Raw genomic sequence first — 18419 nt, forward strand, 5'->3', positions numbered from 1 at the left:
ACTAGTAAACGGGTAGGCGGTATAAACATGAACCAAGAAACAAGTGCGTCCTTAAAATTATTTGTCGTCTTATCCAGGGCATACAAATCTATAAACGAATACGTAAACACCTATATACAGAAGGAAGGGCTGAATCCGACTGAATTTGCCGTGTTGGAACTTCTTTACCACAAAGGCGACCAAGCGCTTCAACAAATCGGAGGGAAAATCCTTATTGCTAGTGGGAGTATTACGTACGTTGTGGATAAACTCGAGAAAAAAGGTCTAGTTAAGCGAATCGCCTGTCCAAAAGATCGCCGCGTCACCTACGGCCAAATTACGCAAGAAGGTCGTGCTTTGCTGGATGAATTTTTTCCCAAACATGAGGCGAGAATTCACGAAGTATTGTCTTCTTTGTCTAACGAAGAAAAGGAACAAGCAATTCATTGGATGAAACGAATTGGAAAAGAAGCGGGTAAGAAGTTAGAAACAGACAGTAACACATAACAGAGGAGCTCGATACGAATCGAGCTCTCTTTTTGATTCTAATATTAGAGAAAAAGGAGGATTCTGCTCAATAATTGTCGAAAGCTTTCCTCATCCCTGCGAAACATACGTAGGTATACAAAGATGTGCCCATTTGTTTCGGGGTGCGTTTGTGAAGGAGGAACAACAGGTGAAATTTCAAGACTACGTGTACGAACGTCCCAATTTAGAAGAGATACAAGCAAAGTTTCATGCAACACTACAGCTGTTTGACAAAAGTGAAACGGTAGAAGACCAAGTAGAAGCCACTCGTACAATGAATGCGTTACGGAATGATTTCTCAACAGCCTCCAATCTCGTGTACATCCGCCATTCCGTTGATACAACAGATGCATTTTATAAAGAAGAGCAGGCATTTATGGACGAAAACGCTCCTTATATGGAATCGTTACAGTCCAAGCTTTACGATAGACTTGTCAATTCAAGGTTTCGCCGGGAACTAGAGGAACAGTTTGGAAAGCAGTTATTCAGGCTTGCAGAGGCAGAGTTGAAAACATTTTCTGATGAAATCTTGCCACTCTTACAAAAGGAAAACAAGCTATCAAGTGAATACACAGAACTACTTGCCTCAGCAAAGATTCCTTTTGAAGGGGAAGAGAGAACGTTAGCGCAACTCACCCCGTTCTCAGAATCTAAAGATCGTGACATGCGCCGTAGAGCTTCAGAAGCACGTTTTCAATTTCTCGCTGACAATGAAGAAACACTCGATCGAATTTATGACGATTTAGTCCAAGTTCGTACAGAAATGGCTGCAAAACTTGGAATGAAGAATTTTGTTGAACTCGCTTATTTTCGAATGACGCGGGTAGATTACAATGCGGAAGATGTCAAAGTATTCCGTAACGGCGTGAAGGAGCACGTCGTTCCGCTAGCTACACGCTTAAAAGAGCGACAAAAAGAACGCATCGGAGTAGACGAGCTCACTTACTACGACGAAGCATTTCAATATACGACCGGAAATGCGACACCAAAGGGATCTGCTGCATGGATTTTAGAACAAGGAAAATCCATGTACAAAGAGCTATCTAAAGAAACGGACGAGTTTTTCACTTTTATGACAGACAAAGAATTACTTGACGTTGAGGCGAAAAAGGGCAAGGCTGGAGGCGGTTATTGTACTTACATTGAGAACTACCTGTCCCCGTTTATTTTCTCGAACTTTAACGGAACTAGCGGGGATATCGATGTATTAACACATGAAGCGGGTCACGCGTTCCAAGTGTATAGCAGCCGGCATTACACGGTGCCTGAGTATACGTTCCCCACATATGAAGCGTGTGAAATTCATTCCATGAGTATGGAGTTTTTCACATGGCCGTGGATGAAGAACTTTTTCGAAGAGGATGTCGACAAATATTACTTCTCACATTTGAGTGACGCCTTGCTCTTTTTACCGTACGGAGTTAGTGTGGATGAGTTCCAGCATTGGGTATACGAGAATCCATCGGCAACACCAGCGGAGCGAAAAGCAAAATGGCGTGAAATCGAAAAAACGTACATGCCTCATAAAGATTACCAAGGCTTTGATTACTTAGAGCGTGGAGGTTTCTGGCAGCGACAAGGTCACATTTACACGTCGCCATTCTACTATATTGACTATACGCTCGCTCAAGTATGTGCTTTCCAATTCTGGGTACGAATGCGCGAAAACCGTGACACTGCTTGGGACGATTATGTAGCGCTTTGCAAACGTGGAGGAAGCGAATCGTTCCTAGAATTAGTTGCATCTGCCAAGTTGCGTTCACCATTTGAAACAGGGTGTCTTCGTGAAGTAACAGAAGAGATTGACGCTTACTTGCAAACAATTGATGATAAAGTTCTATAAATGTGATGAGTGAAGAACTCCAGACCTAGTTTGGAGTTTTTTTACGAGGGATAGTAGCTCTTTGGAAAAAGTACATATAAGTCTTGATCACGAGCAGAGAGGCCAAACCAAATTGGCGGATAGAGGGCAAGAATCGACGGGTGGAGGGCAAGAATCGGCAATTCGGAGCTTGGAAGCCGCGATTACAGCTCGATCACCGGTAAACTCATGGCGGAATGCGCAGACTCAGAGTGTGATACGCAGACTCAGAGCGTGATGCGCAGACTCATGGCGGAATGCGTAGACTCAGAGTGTGATACGCAGACTCAGAGCGGAATGCGCAGACTCAGAGCGGAATGCGCAGACTCATGGCGGAATGCGCAGACTCAGAGTGTGATACGCAGACTCAGAGCGGAATGCGCAGACTCATGGCGGAATGCGCAGACTCAGAGTGTGATACGCAGACTCAGAGCGGAATGCGCAGACTCAGAGCAATTTACGCAGACTCAGAGCGGAATGCGCAGACTCATGGCGGAATGCGCAGACTCATGGCGGAATGCGCAGACTCAGAGCAATTTACGCAGACTCAGAGCGGAATGCGCAGACTCAGAGTGTGATACGCAGACTCAGAGCGGAATGCGTAAATACCTGCAGCTAAATTTCCTTCTACTCTTGTCCACCCGTTCATATACATGGACAAGAGGTGAGGTTCGTGAGAGGGAAATGGGGACAAAGCTTACAACTCGCGTTTGTATATGTGGGAACGGTCGTCGGTGCGGGATTCGCTACCGGAAAAGAGATCGTAGAATTTTTTACGCGATTTGGTTTTTACGGCTTATTAGGCATTGTACTAAGCGGTTATTTATTTATGGTGTTTGGAACAAAACTGATGGAGCTTGCGATTGAAACAAAATCTAAATCATACCAAGAGTTGAACCAAGTGTTATTTGGTAAGTTGTTTGGAAGTGGCATCAACATCGTCATGATGATGATCTTGTTCGGGGTAAATGCGGTGATGCTGTCCGGGGCCGGTGCAGTGTTTGAGGAGCAGCTGGGCTATCCGAAAATGCTCGGAGTGTTTATTACCATTTTCCTTGCGATACTTATTTTATTGATCGGTTCAAAAGGTTTGTTTCTTGTAAACACGTTTGTCGTCCCGATGATGGTGATCTTCAGTTTTGTTATGCTCTATTTAGCGATCCAGTTGCCGCAATTTACAGAAATGGCATTATTTGTACCGGTGGCAGAGGATGGATGGAAGGCATTCTTGACACCTTTTTCTTATGCTGCCTTTAACTTGTCATTAGCTCAAGCAGTTTTAGTACCGGTGGCTTATGAAATTGACGATCGGGACGTAATTCGGTGGGGAGGACGTATCGGCGGATTGTTATTAGGATTGATTTTAATGAGTAGTCACCTAACTTTATCACTCCTCGAGAATGTAACCCTTTATGAAATACCGATGGCTGTCATGATGAAGCAGCTTGCCAGCGGACTGTATTGGATTTTTATACTGATTATTTATGGGGAGATTTTTACGTCAGTGATTGGGAATACGTTTGGATTAGAACGGCAACTGTCTGAATTGGTTTCTTGGAGTAGCTCTATGAAAATCACCGTCATTTTCGGGGCAACGTATGTGGTGAGTCTAGTGGATTACTCGACTTTGCTCTCTGCCTTATACCCGATTTTCGGCTACGTCGGACTCCTCTTTTTATTTCTACTATGGTTGAGACCACTTGAGGGAACGAACCAGAATGTGAAAAAATGAAGCAGTATAACAAATAGTTTGCACATACAAAATATTCATGAGCTGAGCACTCAACCATGTTTGGAAATATGTATTTGCTAACAGAAAAAAGAAGAGCGCTCGGATACACGCATCCAGGCGCTCTTCTAAACCTACTTATTTTACCTCTTCAACCGTATCAAGCATCGCCTTAAAAGCAGCGGTATGATCGACTTCCGTTGGTGTATAGATCACTGCTTTCAAGCCAAGATCTTCCATTACATACGCAGTAGCCTTTTGCACGTCACTTTCGGATGTATATACGGACGCATTTAGTTCGCCCAGTGTAGCTTCAGACGTGGAAACATCTTCAGCTACAACGGCTACTTGGGCCTCAGTTGAGTTTAAAATCATGTCCATGTCTACGTTATCTGTTCCAAACCACTCTAAGCGCATGAAAATGCTATCGTCTTGTTCAAAGAATACAACATCTTTATTTGGTTCCTCAGAAATAAGGGAGTATCCTTGTGCAACCATCATTTCATAAGGCAGCTCTGGGCTTGTCTGTACAGAGGCTGCTACCGTGACTTCTTCACCGTCTTGGGTAAAGGTGAGGCTTTCCTCAGCGTTAGGTGTAGCAGCTTCTCCATCTGCTCCATCATTCTCAGAACCGTTGCCTTCTTCTACTTCATCAAGTTGTTCTTCTGGTGTTTCTTCCGATGTGTCTGGCTCCGTAGTCGTATCTGTACCGCAAGCTGCGAGCACGAGTAGAAGCGCAAGAAGCAAAGGTAATCCAAACCGTTTCTTCATCTTTACATCCCTCCAAATTAAGAAAAGTACATGCTCAAAATGCTTGGCCATGTGAGTAGCAATAAACCATCCATCACCATATGTGAAACGATGACACTGTAAAGCGAACGCGTAGACAAGAGCATCCACTCCCATAGTACCCCAGCTACTACTGCTGCAACGGCCAATATGGGAAACCCTGACATGATAAGAAGAGGGCTTGCATACATGGTGATCGACACCACTCTCCCCGTCAAGCCAAACGTTTGTAGCTGAGAGGAAAACCAGCCACGATAGAGCAGTTGTTCAGCCGGGATGACAATGAGAAATACACTTATCCATTGCCACCATGTTGTTGGACCAAGCGTGGCGAATAGTTGTTTTACCTCATCAATCAAGACCGGAATAAATGATGCCACTACGAATAAACCGAGAGTCGCTACTGCCCAGAGAAGTAATCCTATAACAGCACCTATGACTACACCTCGTGTTGTTGGGCGAGTTTGTAGTAGAGAGCGTACCGATGAAGACGTAAGACTCATGACTAGCAAAAAAAGCATAGAGACTGTGAATACATACCAAAATACTTCCTCGTTTTGAAAGGCAACATAATACAAGGCATGAACGATGACGACCCCGAGTAGAAAGGGAGTCGTTTTCCACTGTTTGTGCACCGCTGCATCACCTCTCTAGTGATTCTCATTTTATCAAATTCATGGGCAGGTGTGGCGGATTTTTTTGAAAAAGGAGCGAAAGTCACATGAGCCAATCGAAGCATGAGCAAGAGCGTCAATGGAAAGTACGTAAAGAAGAACAACATCCACATGGGCAAGTGAAAACGAAAAAAGAGTTAGCTTCTACGAAAAATTCTTAGGAACAGGAATGGGTGCTTAGCGGGCACCCGTTTTTCATTCCCAGGATAAGAAGAGTCTTCGATTAGAAACAAGATCGTGCGCTTGCCGGCTAAAAACGCATAGTTCCTTGCCTATTCAACCATACTGTTATTGCAAGTAACTTTTTTAAGCATGTGTCAACATTCTTCAAAGAGAAAATGCGAACGTATAGGTATTCAAAAAAATAGCTGTCGAATTTTCATCAGCTTCGTTGCGCTCCTTTTTGAATACGCACGTATAAAAAGAATTGTACTTTCAGAAAGGAAGGGGAGAGGATGGATCGTCCATTAACAGGGTACAAGCGGGTGTATCGTAATCCGTACACGATGTCCCTCCTCCACCGAAGAAGCCCTCTAATTGTAGCGTGGTGGGCTGCTGCATTTCCTGGATTTGGTTACTTGCTGTTGGACAAGTTTTTAAGCGGGGTTATATTGATTGGATGGGAACTTTTTATGAATAGCTTCTCCAATTTGAATCAAGCCATTTTCTACTCTATGGTAGGAGAAATTGATAAAGCGAAGGAAGTCATCGATATACAATTTATTTCGGTGTATATCGCTGTTTACGTATTTGGGATTTGGGATTGTTATAGACGGTGTGTTGAATTGAACAAAACGTCCTACTTGGCACGATTTGGAGAGAAGAGCAACGAAAAATTTGCGGACGGCATAGAAATAGATGGAAATGACAAACGTAATCCGAAATTAGCAATTATCTGGTCGCTCCTTACGCCAGGATTAGGGCACTTTTACTGCAATAATATGCTATTAGCAGTTTTGGGTACCTCGCTGTGGTTTCTAGTTGCAACGAAGAGTCACGTATATGTTGCGATGTACTATGTAATGGTTGGAGATCTGCAACACTCTACGTCAGTATTTACCGTACCACAATGGTCCCTTTTTATCCCATCCATTTACATATTTTTCGCGTACTCTGCTTACACACAAACAGTCGAATTGAACAAGCTCTACGAACAAGAAGTTTCTAAGTACTTACGCAGACACTATCAGCCACCATATTTCAAAATGCCGCTGTAAGAGGGCGAGGTTAGTGCATTGTATGTTGTTTCAACGTTTGAACACTCTATTTCGGTACAGATGTTACTTGTCAAACTAAAAAATGCAGGACTTAAAGATCATCAAATAATGGTAGTCCCGTTAGAGCAGCAAGGAGAAAACATACATCCAGTCGATTCTATTCACCAATCTGACGGACATAGCGAAGTAGATTTAGCGGGGGTTTTAGGCACCATTTCCATGCTTGTCGCTCTTATTTATGGATTCGTATTGCCGATTGGTCCTATTTTTTCGGCCACGCTTGGATTAATAGGAGGTCTGCTTATTGGGTATGGAATTGATTACGTGTGGACGAGAAAGAGAGCGAAAGACAAAGGAAAAATGAAACTCAGAACGGAAATCGTCCTGCTGATCCGTTGTAATCGTGAAGAAGTCTTTTTGATACGCTCTATTTTGCTTAGTTTTAATGTACTTGGAATGACGACCATCCCATGAAAAAAACAGCAATGGACAAAAGAGGATTTCTCCCCTCCGTCACACTGCTGTTTTCGTGTGTGCAAACGATGAAAATAGCTGCCAAACAAACTTTGTTACAAGACAATGTCATTAATCTGGTCTAGAATCATCGATGACTTTGTAATTTTTATGGTTGACTACAGTACGCTGCTCTAGCTCTAAATCACGATAGTTGTCCATCAAGGTTAAGTCTACAATGACAGAATTCTCGTTTACTTTTTCAACAATCCCCTTTAAACCTTCTTTAAACTCAATAACGTTACCCACTTCAGCCTTTTTCACTTTGCTCTCCCCTTTACGAACGACCATATAGGTGATGAAACTATAGTATGGATACTAGGCAATGCAACTTTGGAACCTTGCGTCACAATACCTAGTCACCAACGTTCTGTTGGCATTAAAAATAGCTTTCTCCTATTTTGCCAGATTTTTAAGAAAAATGAAAGAGAAGTGTTTTAAAACTCCTCAAAATTCTTTATAGAAGAGCAAACAACAAACAAAGGAAAGCAAAAATGAGCAGCTAGCGTTGGTTTTCTTCTAGCATTCGTTTTATAGAGGCTTTCGCTTCCTTTTTCCACTTTTTCACTGCAGAGGGAGAGACCCCTTGTTCCTTTGCGATCTGTGTAACCGATTTGTCGTGAAGAATGGTTTCCGTCACCCATAGCGCTTGGCGCGTGGAGAGATGACGACAATATTCTAGGAGCACATCTTGGTCGAACAGTTCGGGCTGGGTAACGCCCCCTTGCTGTTCCCAAAACGTATCTTTTTCTATACACACTTCTCGTTCCCATCGTTTCGCACGCTTTAACTCGTCTAATAATCGACCGCGAATTTGGGCCGAAGCAAGAGGCGCAAAGGCTCCTTTTGTTTCGTCATAAGCTTCATATGCCTCCCAAAGTGCGATCCGACCTGTTTGTAAAAACAAATTCCGCTCTGTATAAATGTGTAGAGATCGCATATGGGCATAAATCATTGGCTCGAATTGTTGACAGCACTGGTCAAAATTCAACGCGTTGCTCCTTTTAGGGGTGCACCTCCATAGTTCGTTCCTAGGACACAACTACCATACGAAAAAAAGCAGAACTGATCGAATTGCCATTCGTTTCGTTTCTTTTAAAAAAGAGAGAATAGAAGCAGTTTCCTGCACAGAAACGGTCTTTTTACAAAAGAGAACAATGATAATATACAAAAATTAAAATATTTTGAAGAGGTTGTAAATTACTGCTATACTACAAGTAGATTTACCATTACCCAACTTTGGTTGCTCAGAGTCCGCTCTAGGAATTTGTATGGGACTCATAAAACGAGAACAGCTTGAAAAGCTAGGCGTAAGGAGACGAACTTACATATTCTACAAAGGTAACCGGGTAGGAAAGGGTTCATTTTATGTGAAAGAAGGGGATGGAGTTTGTTAGAAGAAAACAAAGTGGGTATTACGGAGAATACAATGATTTTACTCCCAGCGAAAGATCCACAGTATGCCTCAAAATGGTATGACATTCATGGAAATGAGCATGTGTCAACAGTACGCCCATTAGAACTAGTGAAAGAGGCCTGTTTACAGCAAGGTGCTTCATACAACGGGTTAGTAGAATCGGTTCGCTATAATTTTGGTTATCAGAAAAAGGTACCTCTTATGATCAAACCACAAAAACATTTTTTCTGCTTTCCTACGCGATCTCCTGAAGACGCAGAGTGTATCTGGATTTTTCCACATCATGTTCATTCCCAACATAAATATCACGAAGGCACGATGGTTAAATTTTCAAACGGACAATATATGCAAGTTCCGATAGCCATTAATATTATGACCAGACAATCTGAGCGTGCTTTTAACTGCGCGTATAGGGATGTGTCGTCGATTATTTCTTTTCTAGTCGAGTGGACAAAAGTTCCGCACAAGAAGTGAGATACGCACTTCATAAAAAGGGATTTTTCTTGAAATTATGTGCTAGAAGACTGTATTGGAAGAAATTACTGAGTTCAAGGGTGACAAGGTTGGGCATAGATAAGCTGAAAATGGAAACAATTGCTTGATGAAATTTTTCTAGTATGTTGCTAGTCTCGAAACAAGGCATCTAGTTTGACAAACAAGCGGAGGGGAATTGTGTAAGCCCCCCCTTACCCAAGAGACTTATCAACTTCTAGGAGGTACTAGTCTATGCTTTCAAAAAAAGTAAAAACATTTGTGTCAGTTGCTTTACTAGGGGCTTCAATAATGAGTGTGACTTCACAAGCGGAAGCGAACGGTGGCTATACAGTTCAGAAGGGAGACTCCATCTGGAAAATTGCCCAACAGTATGACGTATCCATCGAAGACATTCAACAAGTCAATCAATTATCTACAGACGTTATTTATCCAGGGCAATCCCTTTCCATTCCTGATGGGTATACAGCAAGTGAACTTTCGCTTCTTGCACGACTCGTCAATGCAGAAGCGAAAGGTGAGTCGTACGCCGGGAAGGTAGCTGTAGCGACCGTCGTATTAAACCGTGTAAACAGTAATGAATTTCCAAATACTATTTCCGGTGTTATCAATGAAGTTGTTGGTGGAGCTTATGCGTTCACCCCGGTATTGAATGGTGCGATTAACGAGGCTGCAGATGAAGAAAGTAAAAAAGCCGTTAAAGAAGCGGTTGCGATGGAAGGACAAGGATTAGGATCTCTTTATTTTTATAACCCTGCTACTTCTACGAGTGATTGGGTGTTTAGTAGAGAAACAACGACCACCATCGGCAACCACCGCTTTGCAAAATAATGTCTTGCGGACACTTTGTGCATAGTTAGTTTATGCGCAAAGTGTTTTTTAAGGTTTGGCGCGGAAAGTCCAGAGCGGGGGCTACTCATCTGTTTCAACCAGGACAAACATTTGTGACGGGGGCAGAGCTTATAGTTGATGGTGGAATGACACGTAAAATGATTTATGAGGGATCGTGATAGCTTTGGTGTGATCTAGGCGTAGGGATGACGTTTGGAGACTCACCTCGTTGCTCATCGAACTGCTGAACTGGTTTAGAACGAAGTACGATCAAACTAAAGGTTAAAATACCGACTGCATAAATCAAAACAGGGACAACTTGTGACATAGCATAACACCCTCTTTTTGTAGAGTATCTTTAGTCTATGACACAAAATGATGATTGATTACCTAGATGAGTGGGGGACAGTGAGTGTGTGTAAGTCAAAAAAAGTACTTATGGATGAAAACCTTTATGCATGAAAAAAATGATACCGCTTACACTAAAAAATGAGTGAAAATCAGCTTCAAGAGTTGACGAAACGTGTCGTTTTGGATACGTTTAATGCTGAGCTAACATTTACATAGAGAAGGAAGGGGTTTTTTTCTCATGGCAGAAAAAACATTTACAATTATTGCAGAAACAGGTTTGCATGCGCGTCCTGCTACACTTCTTGTGCAAGCAGCAAGTAAATTTGACTCTGAAATCAACTTAGAATACAAAGGTAAAAAAGTAAACTTGAAGTCGATTATGGGCGTGATGAGCCTAGGCGTGGGAAAAGACGCTCAAATTACCATTTCTGCAGAAGGTTCCGATCAAGACGAAGCCCTCCATACGCTCGACGAAACTTTGAAAAAAGAAGGGCTCGCGGAGTAATGTCTTCCCTACTAAAAGGGATTGCTGCCTCGAACGGGATTGCAATTGCGAAGGCATACCGACTAGTAGAGCCTGACCTCACTGTGAAACAAAAGGAAGTCAACGACCGTGAGCAAGAGGTTTCCCGTTTTGAGGAAGCAATTCAAACAGCCAAGAAGGAACTTGAAGCCATTCGTGATCGAGCAAAAGAAGAATTAGGTGAAGACAAGGCCGCTATTTTTGAAGCGCATCTACTTGTATTAAGCGATCCGGAGTTTCTAAATCCTGTAAAAGACCGTGTACAAAGTAGTGGTGTGAATGCGGAATTTGCCATGAAGGAAACTGCGGATCAATTTGTGCAGATGTTCGAACAAATGGAAAACGACTATATGAAAGAACGTGCAAGTGATATTAAAGATGTGACGAAGCGTGTAATTGCTCGCTTGTTATCGGTAGAATTACCGAATCCGAGCATGATTGCTGAAGAAGTGGTGATCATTGGCGAAGATTTAACACCTTCAGATACAGCCCAGTTAAATAAAGAGTTTGTCAAAGGCTTTACGACAAATATCGGTGGTCGTACGTCTCACTCCGCTATCATGGCGCGCTCGTTAGAGATTCCAGCTGTTGTGGGAACGAAGACGGTTACTTCTGAAGTGGAAAACGGTGATGTGATCATCGTGGACGGCATTGAAGGGGAAGTCTATATCAACCCAACAGCGGAAGTTTTGAAAGCGTATGAAGCGAAGCAAACGGAGTGGGACAGTAAGAAAGCCGAATGGGCAAAACTAGTGAATGAGCCATCCGTAACGAAGGATGACTACGAAGTTGAACTCGTTGCAAACATCGGAACACCTAAAGATTTAGACGGTGTCAAGGAGAACGGTGGAGAAGGCGTCGGCTTGTATCGCACGGAATTTTTGTACATGGGGAGAGACGAACTCCCTTCAGAGGACGAGCAGTTTGAGGCGTACAAAGCGGTTTTAAGCGGATTGACAGGCAAACCTGTCGTCGTCCGTACGTTAGATATTGGTGGGGACAAAGAGTTACCGTACTTGCACTTGCCTGAAGAAATGAATCCGTTTCTTGGTTTCCGTGCAATTCGCCTATGCTTAGAAGAGCAAACCATTTTCCGAACGCAGCTACGAGCTTTGCTACGTGCGAGCACATATGGAAACTTAAAAATTATGTTCCCAATGATTGCTACGTTGGAAGAATTCAGACAAGCGAAAGCGATGTTGGAAGAGGAAAAGGCTGGACTTCAAAAGGCAGGCGTAGAGGTTGCCGAGGGGATTGAGGTTGGAATCATGGTGGAGATCCCGTCGACCGCAGTCATTGCAGACCAATTTGCCAAAGAAGTCGATTTCTTCAGTATAGGGACGAACGATTTGATCCAATACACATTGGCTGCCGACCGAATGAACGAGCGGGTTTCTTACTTGTATCAGCCTTACCACCCAGCGATTTTGAACCTCGTGAACCGCGTGATCGAAGCGGCGCACAAAGAAGGCAAATGGGCAGGGATGTGTGGCGAGATGGCCGGAGACATTACCGCCATTCCAATTTTGCTTGGACTCGGGCTGGATGAATTCTCCATGAGCGCTACATCGATTTTGCGTGCTCGCTCCTTTATTCGCGGTGTGAAACGAAGCGACATGCAAGCAATCGCACAAGAAGCACTGACACTCGGAACAGCAGACGAAGTAGAAAAATTAGTTGAACAAAGACTAAAATAGGCCTTTGTACTCGTTTAGTCACTAGTTGGGATGGGTAAAGTGTAAATAAGTAGTTACTACCATTCCCCCCAATGGTGAATAGATTAAAAAGACGAATTCCGCTATGGAGTTCGTCTTTTTGCATTGAATTTAGAGGTAAAAGTAATCTGAGAGTGGGACCGATTCCCCCCTTCTGTAAACAAATAATCGGAAGGGAAGGGTGGAAACGACTCCTCTTGAATTTTCCGAAGCGCCCGGCGATCCTCTTTCCTATATAGGCGTACCGTAATCTGCTTAGCCGGTGTCTTCGGTTTGCGAACAAAAAAACGTTTCTCTGTAGGTCATGATGGCACCACTTTTTCTCCGGTTAAGTAGGGTTTCATTCGGCGCAATGCTTCCATTAATACGTTTTCGTGGCTTGCGTACGATAGGCGAATATATCCTTGACCGAATGAAGAAAAGGCATCTCCAGGGACGACAGCCACGCGCTCCGTTTCTAGTAAATAATTACAAAACGCTGTGGAATCAACGGAAGGTGTTTTGATAAACAGATAGAATGCGCCGTCTGGAGGTGCTACTTCAACACTCCACTGAGTCAACAAATTCATACACAGATCGCGCCGTTTTTTGTAAACTTCTCTCATTTCAAAGGCGTCATTCACTCCAACTGTAAGTGCCGTAAGTGCCGCCCTTTGCGAGACAGAGGAAGCACAGCTAACGTTATATTGGTGTACTTTCAAGCAATGTTGTAAGATAGACGCCGGTCCGAATAGCAAACCAACGCGATAACCTGTCATGGCGTGAGATTTGCTAAGACCGTTAATGACAAGTGTTTGCTCACGTAAATAGCTGGAAATCGATACGTGGGGGTACTCATAGACGAGCTCACTATAAATCTCATCAGCTATGACAAAGATATCTGTGCCACGTAAACAATCGGCAAGCTCTTTTAGGTCGTGTTCTTGCATCGTGGTGCCAGTTGGATTGGAAGGATAGGGTAAAATGAGTGCCTTCGTCTTTTCTGTGATCGCTTGCTGTACTGATTGAGCGCTCAATCGAAACCCCGTATCCTTTACATCAAGAAAGACTGGGTGTCCACCTGCTAATCGAATAAGCGGCTCGTAACCCGGATAAATGGGCGCGGGCAAAAGCACTTCATCGCCTGGCGAAACAACCGTCCGTAACGCCACATCCAATGCTTGTGAAGCACCGACTGTCACGATCACTTCTGTCAAAGGGTCATAGTCATAGCCGTATTTTTGTATCCCATATGCACACGCCGCTTCCCTTAGATCAAGTCTGCCGGCGTTTGGAGTGTATGTAGTTGCGTTTTCATCGACAGCCTGTTTTGTCGCTTGTTTAATGTGGTCGGGTGTATGAAAATCAGGTAAACCAATCGTACAATTTAACACGTTTTCATATTGGGCCACCTTTTGGAAAAACTGACGAATACCGGAGATTTTAAGTTCATGCACAGTGGGATTAAGACGATTTTCCATAGTCAGGCTCCTTTGCTATATGACAGTAGATTCATTCGTTTCATTCATTGTAGCACGGGAAAGTAAAAAGATAGAAGGGAGGAGTTACTTTGATCCAAACGATCGCGATATGGAAAGATGGAACGGTTGAAACGAGTGTCGGATGGAAACGATTGCAATCACCGGATATCGCTTGGTACTGGGTGGATTATTCTCAACCAACAGTAGAAGAACAACAAACGTTGCAAAAGAAGTTCCGTTTTCATCCTCTCTCTGTAGAAGACTGCGTAGAGAAATACGTTCAGCGACCGAAAATGGATGTGTACGACGGCTACACGTTTTTTGTATTTCACGCTCTCCATCAAAAAACGTTAGACAGCTTAGAACTGAACTGCTTCGTTTCCTCGAACTATTTAGTAACATTTCACTATGACGCACTCCGAGACGTGCAAAATGTTTGGCACAAAATCAAAAAAAGTGAAGACTTGCAGCGCGGACCTATGACCGTCTTGCACGAGGTCATTGACCGAATGGTGGACGATTATTTTCCCGCAGTGTATCGAGTTGAGGACGATTTAAATGCGATAGAAGATAACCGTGGAGGTGAAGATACACAAGAACTGATGGAGCGTTTGTTTGACACTCGAGTGTACATGTCAAAAATAAGACGCACTGTGTTGCCGATGCGTGACGTTCTCTACAGAATGCTGTATACCGAGCGCTCGCCTGTTTCAAAGGAAAGGCGCTTGTTCTACCAAGATGTTTACGATCATCTCATCACCTTAGTTGAAATGTTGGAATCGTTTCGTGAATTTTCTGCAGACATTCGCGACAACTACCTGTCGATCAACTCCGACAAAATGAATTCAATTATGATGACTTTAACGGTGATCACCACTATATTTATGCCTTTAACGTTTGTTGCCGGCGTGTACGGTATGAACTTTGTGAATATGCCTGAGTTACAGCTTCCATACGGCTATCCATTGGTGCTAGCCTTCATGTTGGTGATTGCTCTTGTGTTCACGTTATTTTTTCAACGGAAAGGCTGGTTTCGAATAGGACGGGCTGCTAAGCAAAAGAGAAAGCGCCGCGTCACATTTCGCAGACCGCCCCCTAGATGACCGGACGCGGGATAGGGTACTACGAATTGGAGGGGTGAGCACCTATAGACGAACCGATCAAGAATGGGAGCTCGTCATCTGAGGATAGCACCTTCGTTCTTTGGTAACTTTGTATAAATATTTTGTAAACGCGCCCTATTTCTGGAGAATGCTCGTATAATGAAGGAAATGAGCTGATGGGAGGGGTGTTTTACATGGAAAGAACAGAGAGAAGTTGGAAGGCGCTTTATTTCTCATTACCGATTTTTTCTTGGGCCTTATTCGATTTTGCGAGCACTATTTTTTCTTCCAACATTACGACGATCTTCTTTCCATTTTATTTGCAGGAGACGGTGGGAACGAGTGAGCAATTGAACCAAATTTCGAGCACGTGGATTTCTTACGCAAATGCGTTAGGTAGTTTGTTACTCGTGTTGTTTTCGCCGCTATATGGGGTGTCGATTGACAGAACGGGACGAAAAAAAAGACCAATCTTTATCTTTATGGTGTTCACTACCCTGTTAACGGCCGGGATGGGATTATTTGCTAGTTGGGAAACGGGTAGGGAACTGTTTGCTTTACCTGTTACGCTGTTGCTCGTCATTCTGTGCTTTGTTTTCGCCAAGTTTACTTTCCAGTCAAGCCAAGTATTTTATGATTCGATGATTAGTGACCTTGGCGAGAAGAAGGAAATCCCGCTTATTTCCGGATTTGGCGTGGCTGTTGGTTATATGGGCACACTAGTTGGGCTATCTGTTTATTTGTATGTAGGGGATGGTGACTTTTCGAAGGCATTTATTCCAACTGCTATTTTGTTCTTCGTGTTCTCTTTACCGATTCTCTTTTGGTCAAAAGAGAAGAAGAAAGAAGTAGTAGAGAAGAAGCCTTTCTTTTCGGGGTATAAAGAGATTGCCACAACGATACAAGACATGCGTAAGTATCGATCAATCTTTTTGTTTATGATTGCATATTTTTTCTTGAATGATGCGATTGCCACGACCATTGCGATGATGGCGGTCTATGCGAAAGCGATTGTCGGCTTCACGACGAGTCAATTTATTTTGCTTTATCTCGTGAGTACTGTGTCGAGTATTATTGGAGCTTTTGTCTTTGGATTTATCGCCAAAGCTAAAGGGCCGAAAGTGAGTGTGCGGATCGTAGCCTATCTGCTCATTGTGGCGTTAAGTATCGGAACTTTTGCTGTAGAAGAGTGGATGTTTTGGATTGCAGGAAGTTTGTTCGGAGTCGCTTTAGGTTCTACATGGGTGACGTCGCGCGCGTACATTGTCGAGCTGACACCAGAAGCAAAGCGCGGCCAGTTTTTCGGTTTGTTTGCTTTCTCGGGCAAAGTGTCTTCAATCGTTGGTCCGGTGCTCTATGGTTCGATTACATGGGCACTGGCTGACTATGGAAACATCGCGAGCAGAACAGCCTTAGGTTCCTTAATCGTATTAACTGTCCTTGGTCTTATATTCTTAGAAAGAATTCGGGAAGACGAATCCACCATGTCAGATTGATCTATTCAGGGTGTAAACGGTTCATTTGTATGGCCTTCTAGTGAATAGGTAAGCATAAGAGTTGAAGTTTTTGCTACGTACTCATATAATATAGTTTGTATTTGTTAATAATAATTATTATGAAATAGTCAACATAAAAGGAGAGACTTTTACGATGAAACTACGTGAACCAATGCCTGAATTGACTGGAGAAACTGCTTGGCTTAACGGACAAGTGACAAAGGAAGAGCTTATTGGTGAGAAGCCTACACTGATTCACTTCTGGTCAGTTAGTTGCCACCTTTGTAAGGAGGCTATGCCGGAAGTGAATGAGCTGAGAGATGAACATAAGGAAGATTTAAACGTTGTATCTGTGCATATGCCTCGCTCTGAAAAAGATCTGGACATGGGGGTTATTGAACAAACGGCAGCTGAACACGATATTAGCCAATCCATTTTTGTTGACAGTGACCACAAATTAACAGATGTGTTTGAAAATCAATACGTACCTGCGTACTATGTGTTTGATAAAGAAGGAAAACTTCGTCATTTTCAGGCAGGTGGAAGCGGGATGAAGATGCTCCGCAAACGACTTGGCCGCGTTTTGGACGAAGCATAAAAGGGTTCTAATGAAGAGAATGAACTTAACATTTTAGGAAATCCTCCGATCTATTTTATAGATGGAGGATTTTTTTCGCTGTCCAATGATTTACAAGTAGTTCCTCCAAAGAGTGGTTTAAGGAAGGATGAAGCAGTCATGGAGGAAAAACGATCTATTCTTACAGAGTCTGGTACAAATGAACTGGAGATTGTACAGTTTACTGTTGGAGAGAACTTATATGGCATCAACGTGATGAAGGTTCGCGAAGTGCTTACTCCGAAAAAGTCGACTAAAATTCCGCATGCACACAAGCATGTTCGTGGGATGATGCAGTTGCGTGGCGATATATTACCGATTATTGATCTCTCTAAAGTGCTTGGGGTGCAGGCGCCACCTCAGGAAGAAGAGAAGTGGATCGTAGCAGAGTTTAATTTGCAAACGTATGTGTTTGTCGTTCATCAAGTGCAACAAATCGACCAAGTGAGCTGGGAGGAGATGAAGAAGCCTTCTGAAGTTCAACGGGGTGTAAAAAATCAAGTGATCGGTGTCATCGAAAGAGAAGATCATCTTGTATTATTACTTGACTTTGAGCAAATTGTGACGTCCATTCAAATGGATAATGGCATGAAGTTTGTGTATGCCAAAGAAGGAGATCGAACGCAGCGGGGCAAAATTCGTTTGTACGTAGCGGAAGATTCTCCACTTCTTCAGCAGCTTCTCTTGAGCACGCTTCAGGAAGCAGGGTACGAACGAGTGACGATGTTTGAGAATGGCGCCGAGTTGATAGAGCAATTGGAATCACTTGGGGAGCACGTGTCTGAGCACGTAGACGGTGTCATTACAGACATCGAAATGCCAAAAATGGATGGACATCACGTAACGAAACGAATGAAGGATCACGCGTCCTTACGCGCATTACCTGTTATTATTTTCTCTTCACTCATTACAGAAGGTCTTCGCCATAAGGGAGAAGCTGTAGGAGCAGATGCCCAAGTGAGTAAGCCAGAAATTAATAAGCTCGTAGCGAATTTGGATAGATTGTTTGTGAACAAGTAGGGACACATCGATGCATAACGTACGCAAAAAGGCAGGTAAAGTCCGCTTTTTTGCGTACCATCTTATGTGAAACATTCAAAATAAACCCCCTTTGCCTAAGCAAAA

20 protein-coding genes are annotated in these 18419 nt (G+C 43.3%); 14 read left to right on the forward strand and 6 right to left on the reverse strand.

All coding sequences use genetic code 11. From position 1 onward, the window contains the following. The first annotated feature begins 27 nt into the window (after positions 1-27). The 3 genes from HHK01_RS05500 to HHK01_RS05510 all read left to right on the forward strand — a co-directional run bounded on the left by HHK01_RS05500 (position 28) and on the right by HHK01_RS05510 (position 4100). Entirely contained in the window at positions 28-486 is a 459-nt protein-coding gene (locus tag HHK01_RS05500; protein ID WP_170006782.1) for a MarR family winged helix-turn-helix transcriptional regulator, read from the forward strand. Positions 487-655: 169 nt separating this feature from the next. Continuing rightward, positions 656-2350, forward strand: coding sequence for a M3 family oligoendopeptidase (locus HHK01_RS05505; RefSeq protein ID WP_170006783.1), 1695 nt, complete (start codon positions 656-658; stop codon positions 2348-2350). 691 nt (positions 2351-3041) lie between these two features. Continuing rightward, complete coding sequence (locus HHK01_RS05510) at positions 3042-4100, forward strand: YkvI family membrane protein (RefSeq protein WP_170006784.1); 1059 nt, start codon at positions 3042-3044, stop codon at positions 4098-4100. Between the two features lie 135 nt (positions 4101-4235). Here HHK01_RS05510 and HHK01_RS05515 read toward each other — a convergent pair whose 3' ends face one another. Then, positions 4236-4868 (reverse strand): hypothetical protein, encoded by a 633-nt coding sequence (locus tag HHK01_RS05515; RefSeq protein WP_170006785.1) that lies wholly within the window; start codon positions 4866-4868, stop codon positions 4236-4238. A gap of 17 nt (positions 4869-4885) precedes the next feature. After that, positions 4886-5521 carry a CPBP family glutamic-type intramembrane protease gene (locus HHK01_RS05520; RefSeq protein ID WP_170006786.1) on the reverse strand — a complete coding sequence of 212 codons (636 nt, stop codon included), beginning with the start codon at positions 5519-5521 and terminating at the stop codon, positions 4886-4888. Between the two features lie 86 nt (positions 5522-5607). Between HHK01_RS05520 and HHK01_RS15515 the strand changes: the two genes are divergently transcribed. The 3 genes from HHK01_RS15515 to HHK01_RS05530 all read left to right on the forward strand — a co-directional run bounded on the left by HHK01_RS15515 (position 5608) and on the right by HHK01_RS05530 (position 7251). Then, positions 5608-5721, forward strand: a complete 114-nt coding sequence (locus HHK01_RS15515; protein WP_228027668.1) for a DUF6254 family protein — start codon at positions 5608-5610, stop codon at positions 5719-5721. Positions 5722-6015: 294 nt separating this feature from the next. Further along, positions 6016-6777, forward strand: coding sequence for a hypothetical protein (locus HHK01_RS05525; RefSeq protein ID WP_170006787.1), 762 nt, complete (start codon positions 6016-6018; stop codon positions 6775-6777). An 18-nt stretch (positions 6778-6795) separates the two neighbouring features. Beyond that, a complete protein-coding gene (locus HHK01_RS05530; protein WP_170006788.1) occupies positions 6796-7251 on the forward strand; it encodes a hypothetical protein in 456 nt (151 codons plus the stop codon). Positions 7252-7362: 111 nt separating this feature from the next. Here HHK01_RS05530 and HHK01_RS05535 read toward each other — a convergent pair whose 3' ends face one another. Together HHK01_RS05535 and HHK01_RS05540 are read right to left on the reverse strand one after the other, a co-directional pair. Then, positions 7363-7554 (reverse strand): YkvS family protein, encoded by a 192-nt coding sequence (locus HHK01_RS05535; RefSeq protein ID WP_170006789.1) that lies wholly within the window; start codon positions 7552-7554, stop codon positions 7363-7365. Between the two features lie 238 nt (positions 7555-7792). Further along, positions 7793-8281 carry a sigma-70 family RNA polymerase sigma factor gene (locus tag HHK01_RS05540; RefSeq protein WP_170006790.1) on the reverse strand — a complete coding sequence of 163 codons (489 nt, stop codon included), beginning with the start codon at positions 8279-8281 and terminating at the stop codon, positions 7793-7795. Between the two features lie 399 nt (positions 8282-8680). On the opposite strand from HHK01_RS05540, the gene HHK01_RS05545 reads away from it, so the two are divergent. Together HHK01_RS05545 and HHK01_RS05550 are read left to right on the forward strand one after the other, a co-directional pair. Beyond that, on the forward strand, positions 8681-9181 hold the full coding sequence (locus tag HHK01_RS05545; RefSeq protein ID WP_170006791.1) for a competence protein ComK: 501 nt from the start codon (positions 8681-8683) through the stop codon (positions 9179-9181). A 252-nt stretch (positions 9182-9433) separates the two neighbouring features. Continuing rightward, positions 9434-10030, forward strand: a complete 597-nt coding sequence (locus HHK01_RS05550; protein ID WP_170006792.1) for a cell wall hydrolase — start codon at positions 9434-9436, stop codon at positions 10028-10030. 163 nt (positions 10031-10193) lie between these two features. Here the strand turns inward: HHK01_RS05550 and HHK01_RS05560 are convergent, their stop codons facing one another. Beyond that, positions 10194-10358, reverse strand: a complete 165-nt coding sequence (locus HHK01_RS05560; RefSeq protein ID WP_170006793.1) for a hypothetical protein — start codon at positions 10356-10358, stop codon at positions 10194-10196. Between the two features lie 261 nt (positions 10359-10619). Between HHK01_RS05560 and HHK01_RS05565 the strand changes: the two genes are divergently transcribed. Together HHK01_RS05565 and ptsP are read left to right on the forward strand one after the other, a co-directional pair. Next, the gene (locus tag HHK01_RS05565; RefSeq protein WP_170006794.1) at positions 10620-10886 is read left to right on the forward strand and encodes a phosphocarrier protein HPr; all 267 of its coding nucleotides are present in this window, start codon (positions 10620-10622) and stop codon (positions 10884-10886) included. Next, positions 10886-12601, forward strand: coding sequence for a phosphoenolpyruvate--protein phosphotransferase (gene ptsP / locus HHK01_RS05570; RefSeq protein ID WP_170006795.1), 1716 nt, complete (start codon positions 10886-10888; stop codon positions 12599-12601). Before HHK01_RS05565 ends, ptsP begins: the two co-directional genes overlap by 1 nt. A gap of 320 nt (positions 12602-12921) precedes the next feature. Here ptsP and HHK01_RS05575 read toward each other — a convergent pair whose 3' ends face one another. Next, complete coding sequence (locus HHK01_RS05575) at positions 12922-14079, reverse strand: aminotransferase class I/II-fold pyridoxal phosphate-dependent enzyme (protein WP_170006796.1); 1158 nt, start codon at positions 14077-14079, stop codon at positions 12922-12924. 89 nt (positions 14080-14168) lie between these two features. Between HHK01_RS05575 and corA the strand changes: the two genes are divergently transcribed. From corA to HHK01_RS05595, 4 genes are all read left to right on the forward strand, one after another. Further along, entirely contained in the window at positions 14169-15182 is a 1014-nt protein-coding gene (gene corA, locus HHK01_RS05580) for a magnesium/cobalt transporter CorA (protein ID WP_170006797.1), read from the forward strand. Between the two features lie 194 nt (positions 15183-15376). After that, complete coding sequence (locus HHK01_RS05585; RefSeq protein WP_228027669.1) at positions 15377-16678, forward strand: MFS transporter; 1302 nt, start codon at positions 15377-15379, stop codon at positions 16676-16678. A 154-nt stretch (positions 16679-16832) separates the two neighbouring features. Continuing rightward, complete coding sequence (locus tag HHK01_RS05590; RefSeq protein ID WP_170006799.1) at positions 16833-17276, forward strand: TlpA family protein disulfide reductase; 444 nt, start codon at positions 16833-16835, stop codon at positions 17274-17276. A 138-nt stretch (positions 17277-17414) separates the two neighbouring features. Beyond that, a complete protein-coding gene (locus tag HHK01_RS05595; RefSeq protein WP_170006800.1) occupies positions 17415-18314 on the forward strand; it encodes a chemotaxis protein in 900 nt (299 codons plus the stop codon). The last annotated feature ends 105 nt before the right edge of the window (positions 18315-18419 follow it).

The organism is Bacillus fonticola (genome assembly GCF_012955605.1).
Taxonomy (GTDB): domain Bacteria; phylum Bacillota; class Bacilli; order Bacillales; family JC228; genus Bacillus_CG; species Bacillus_CG fonticola.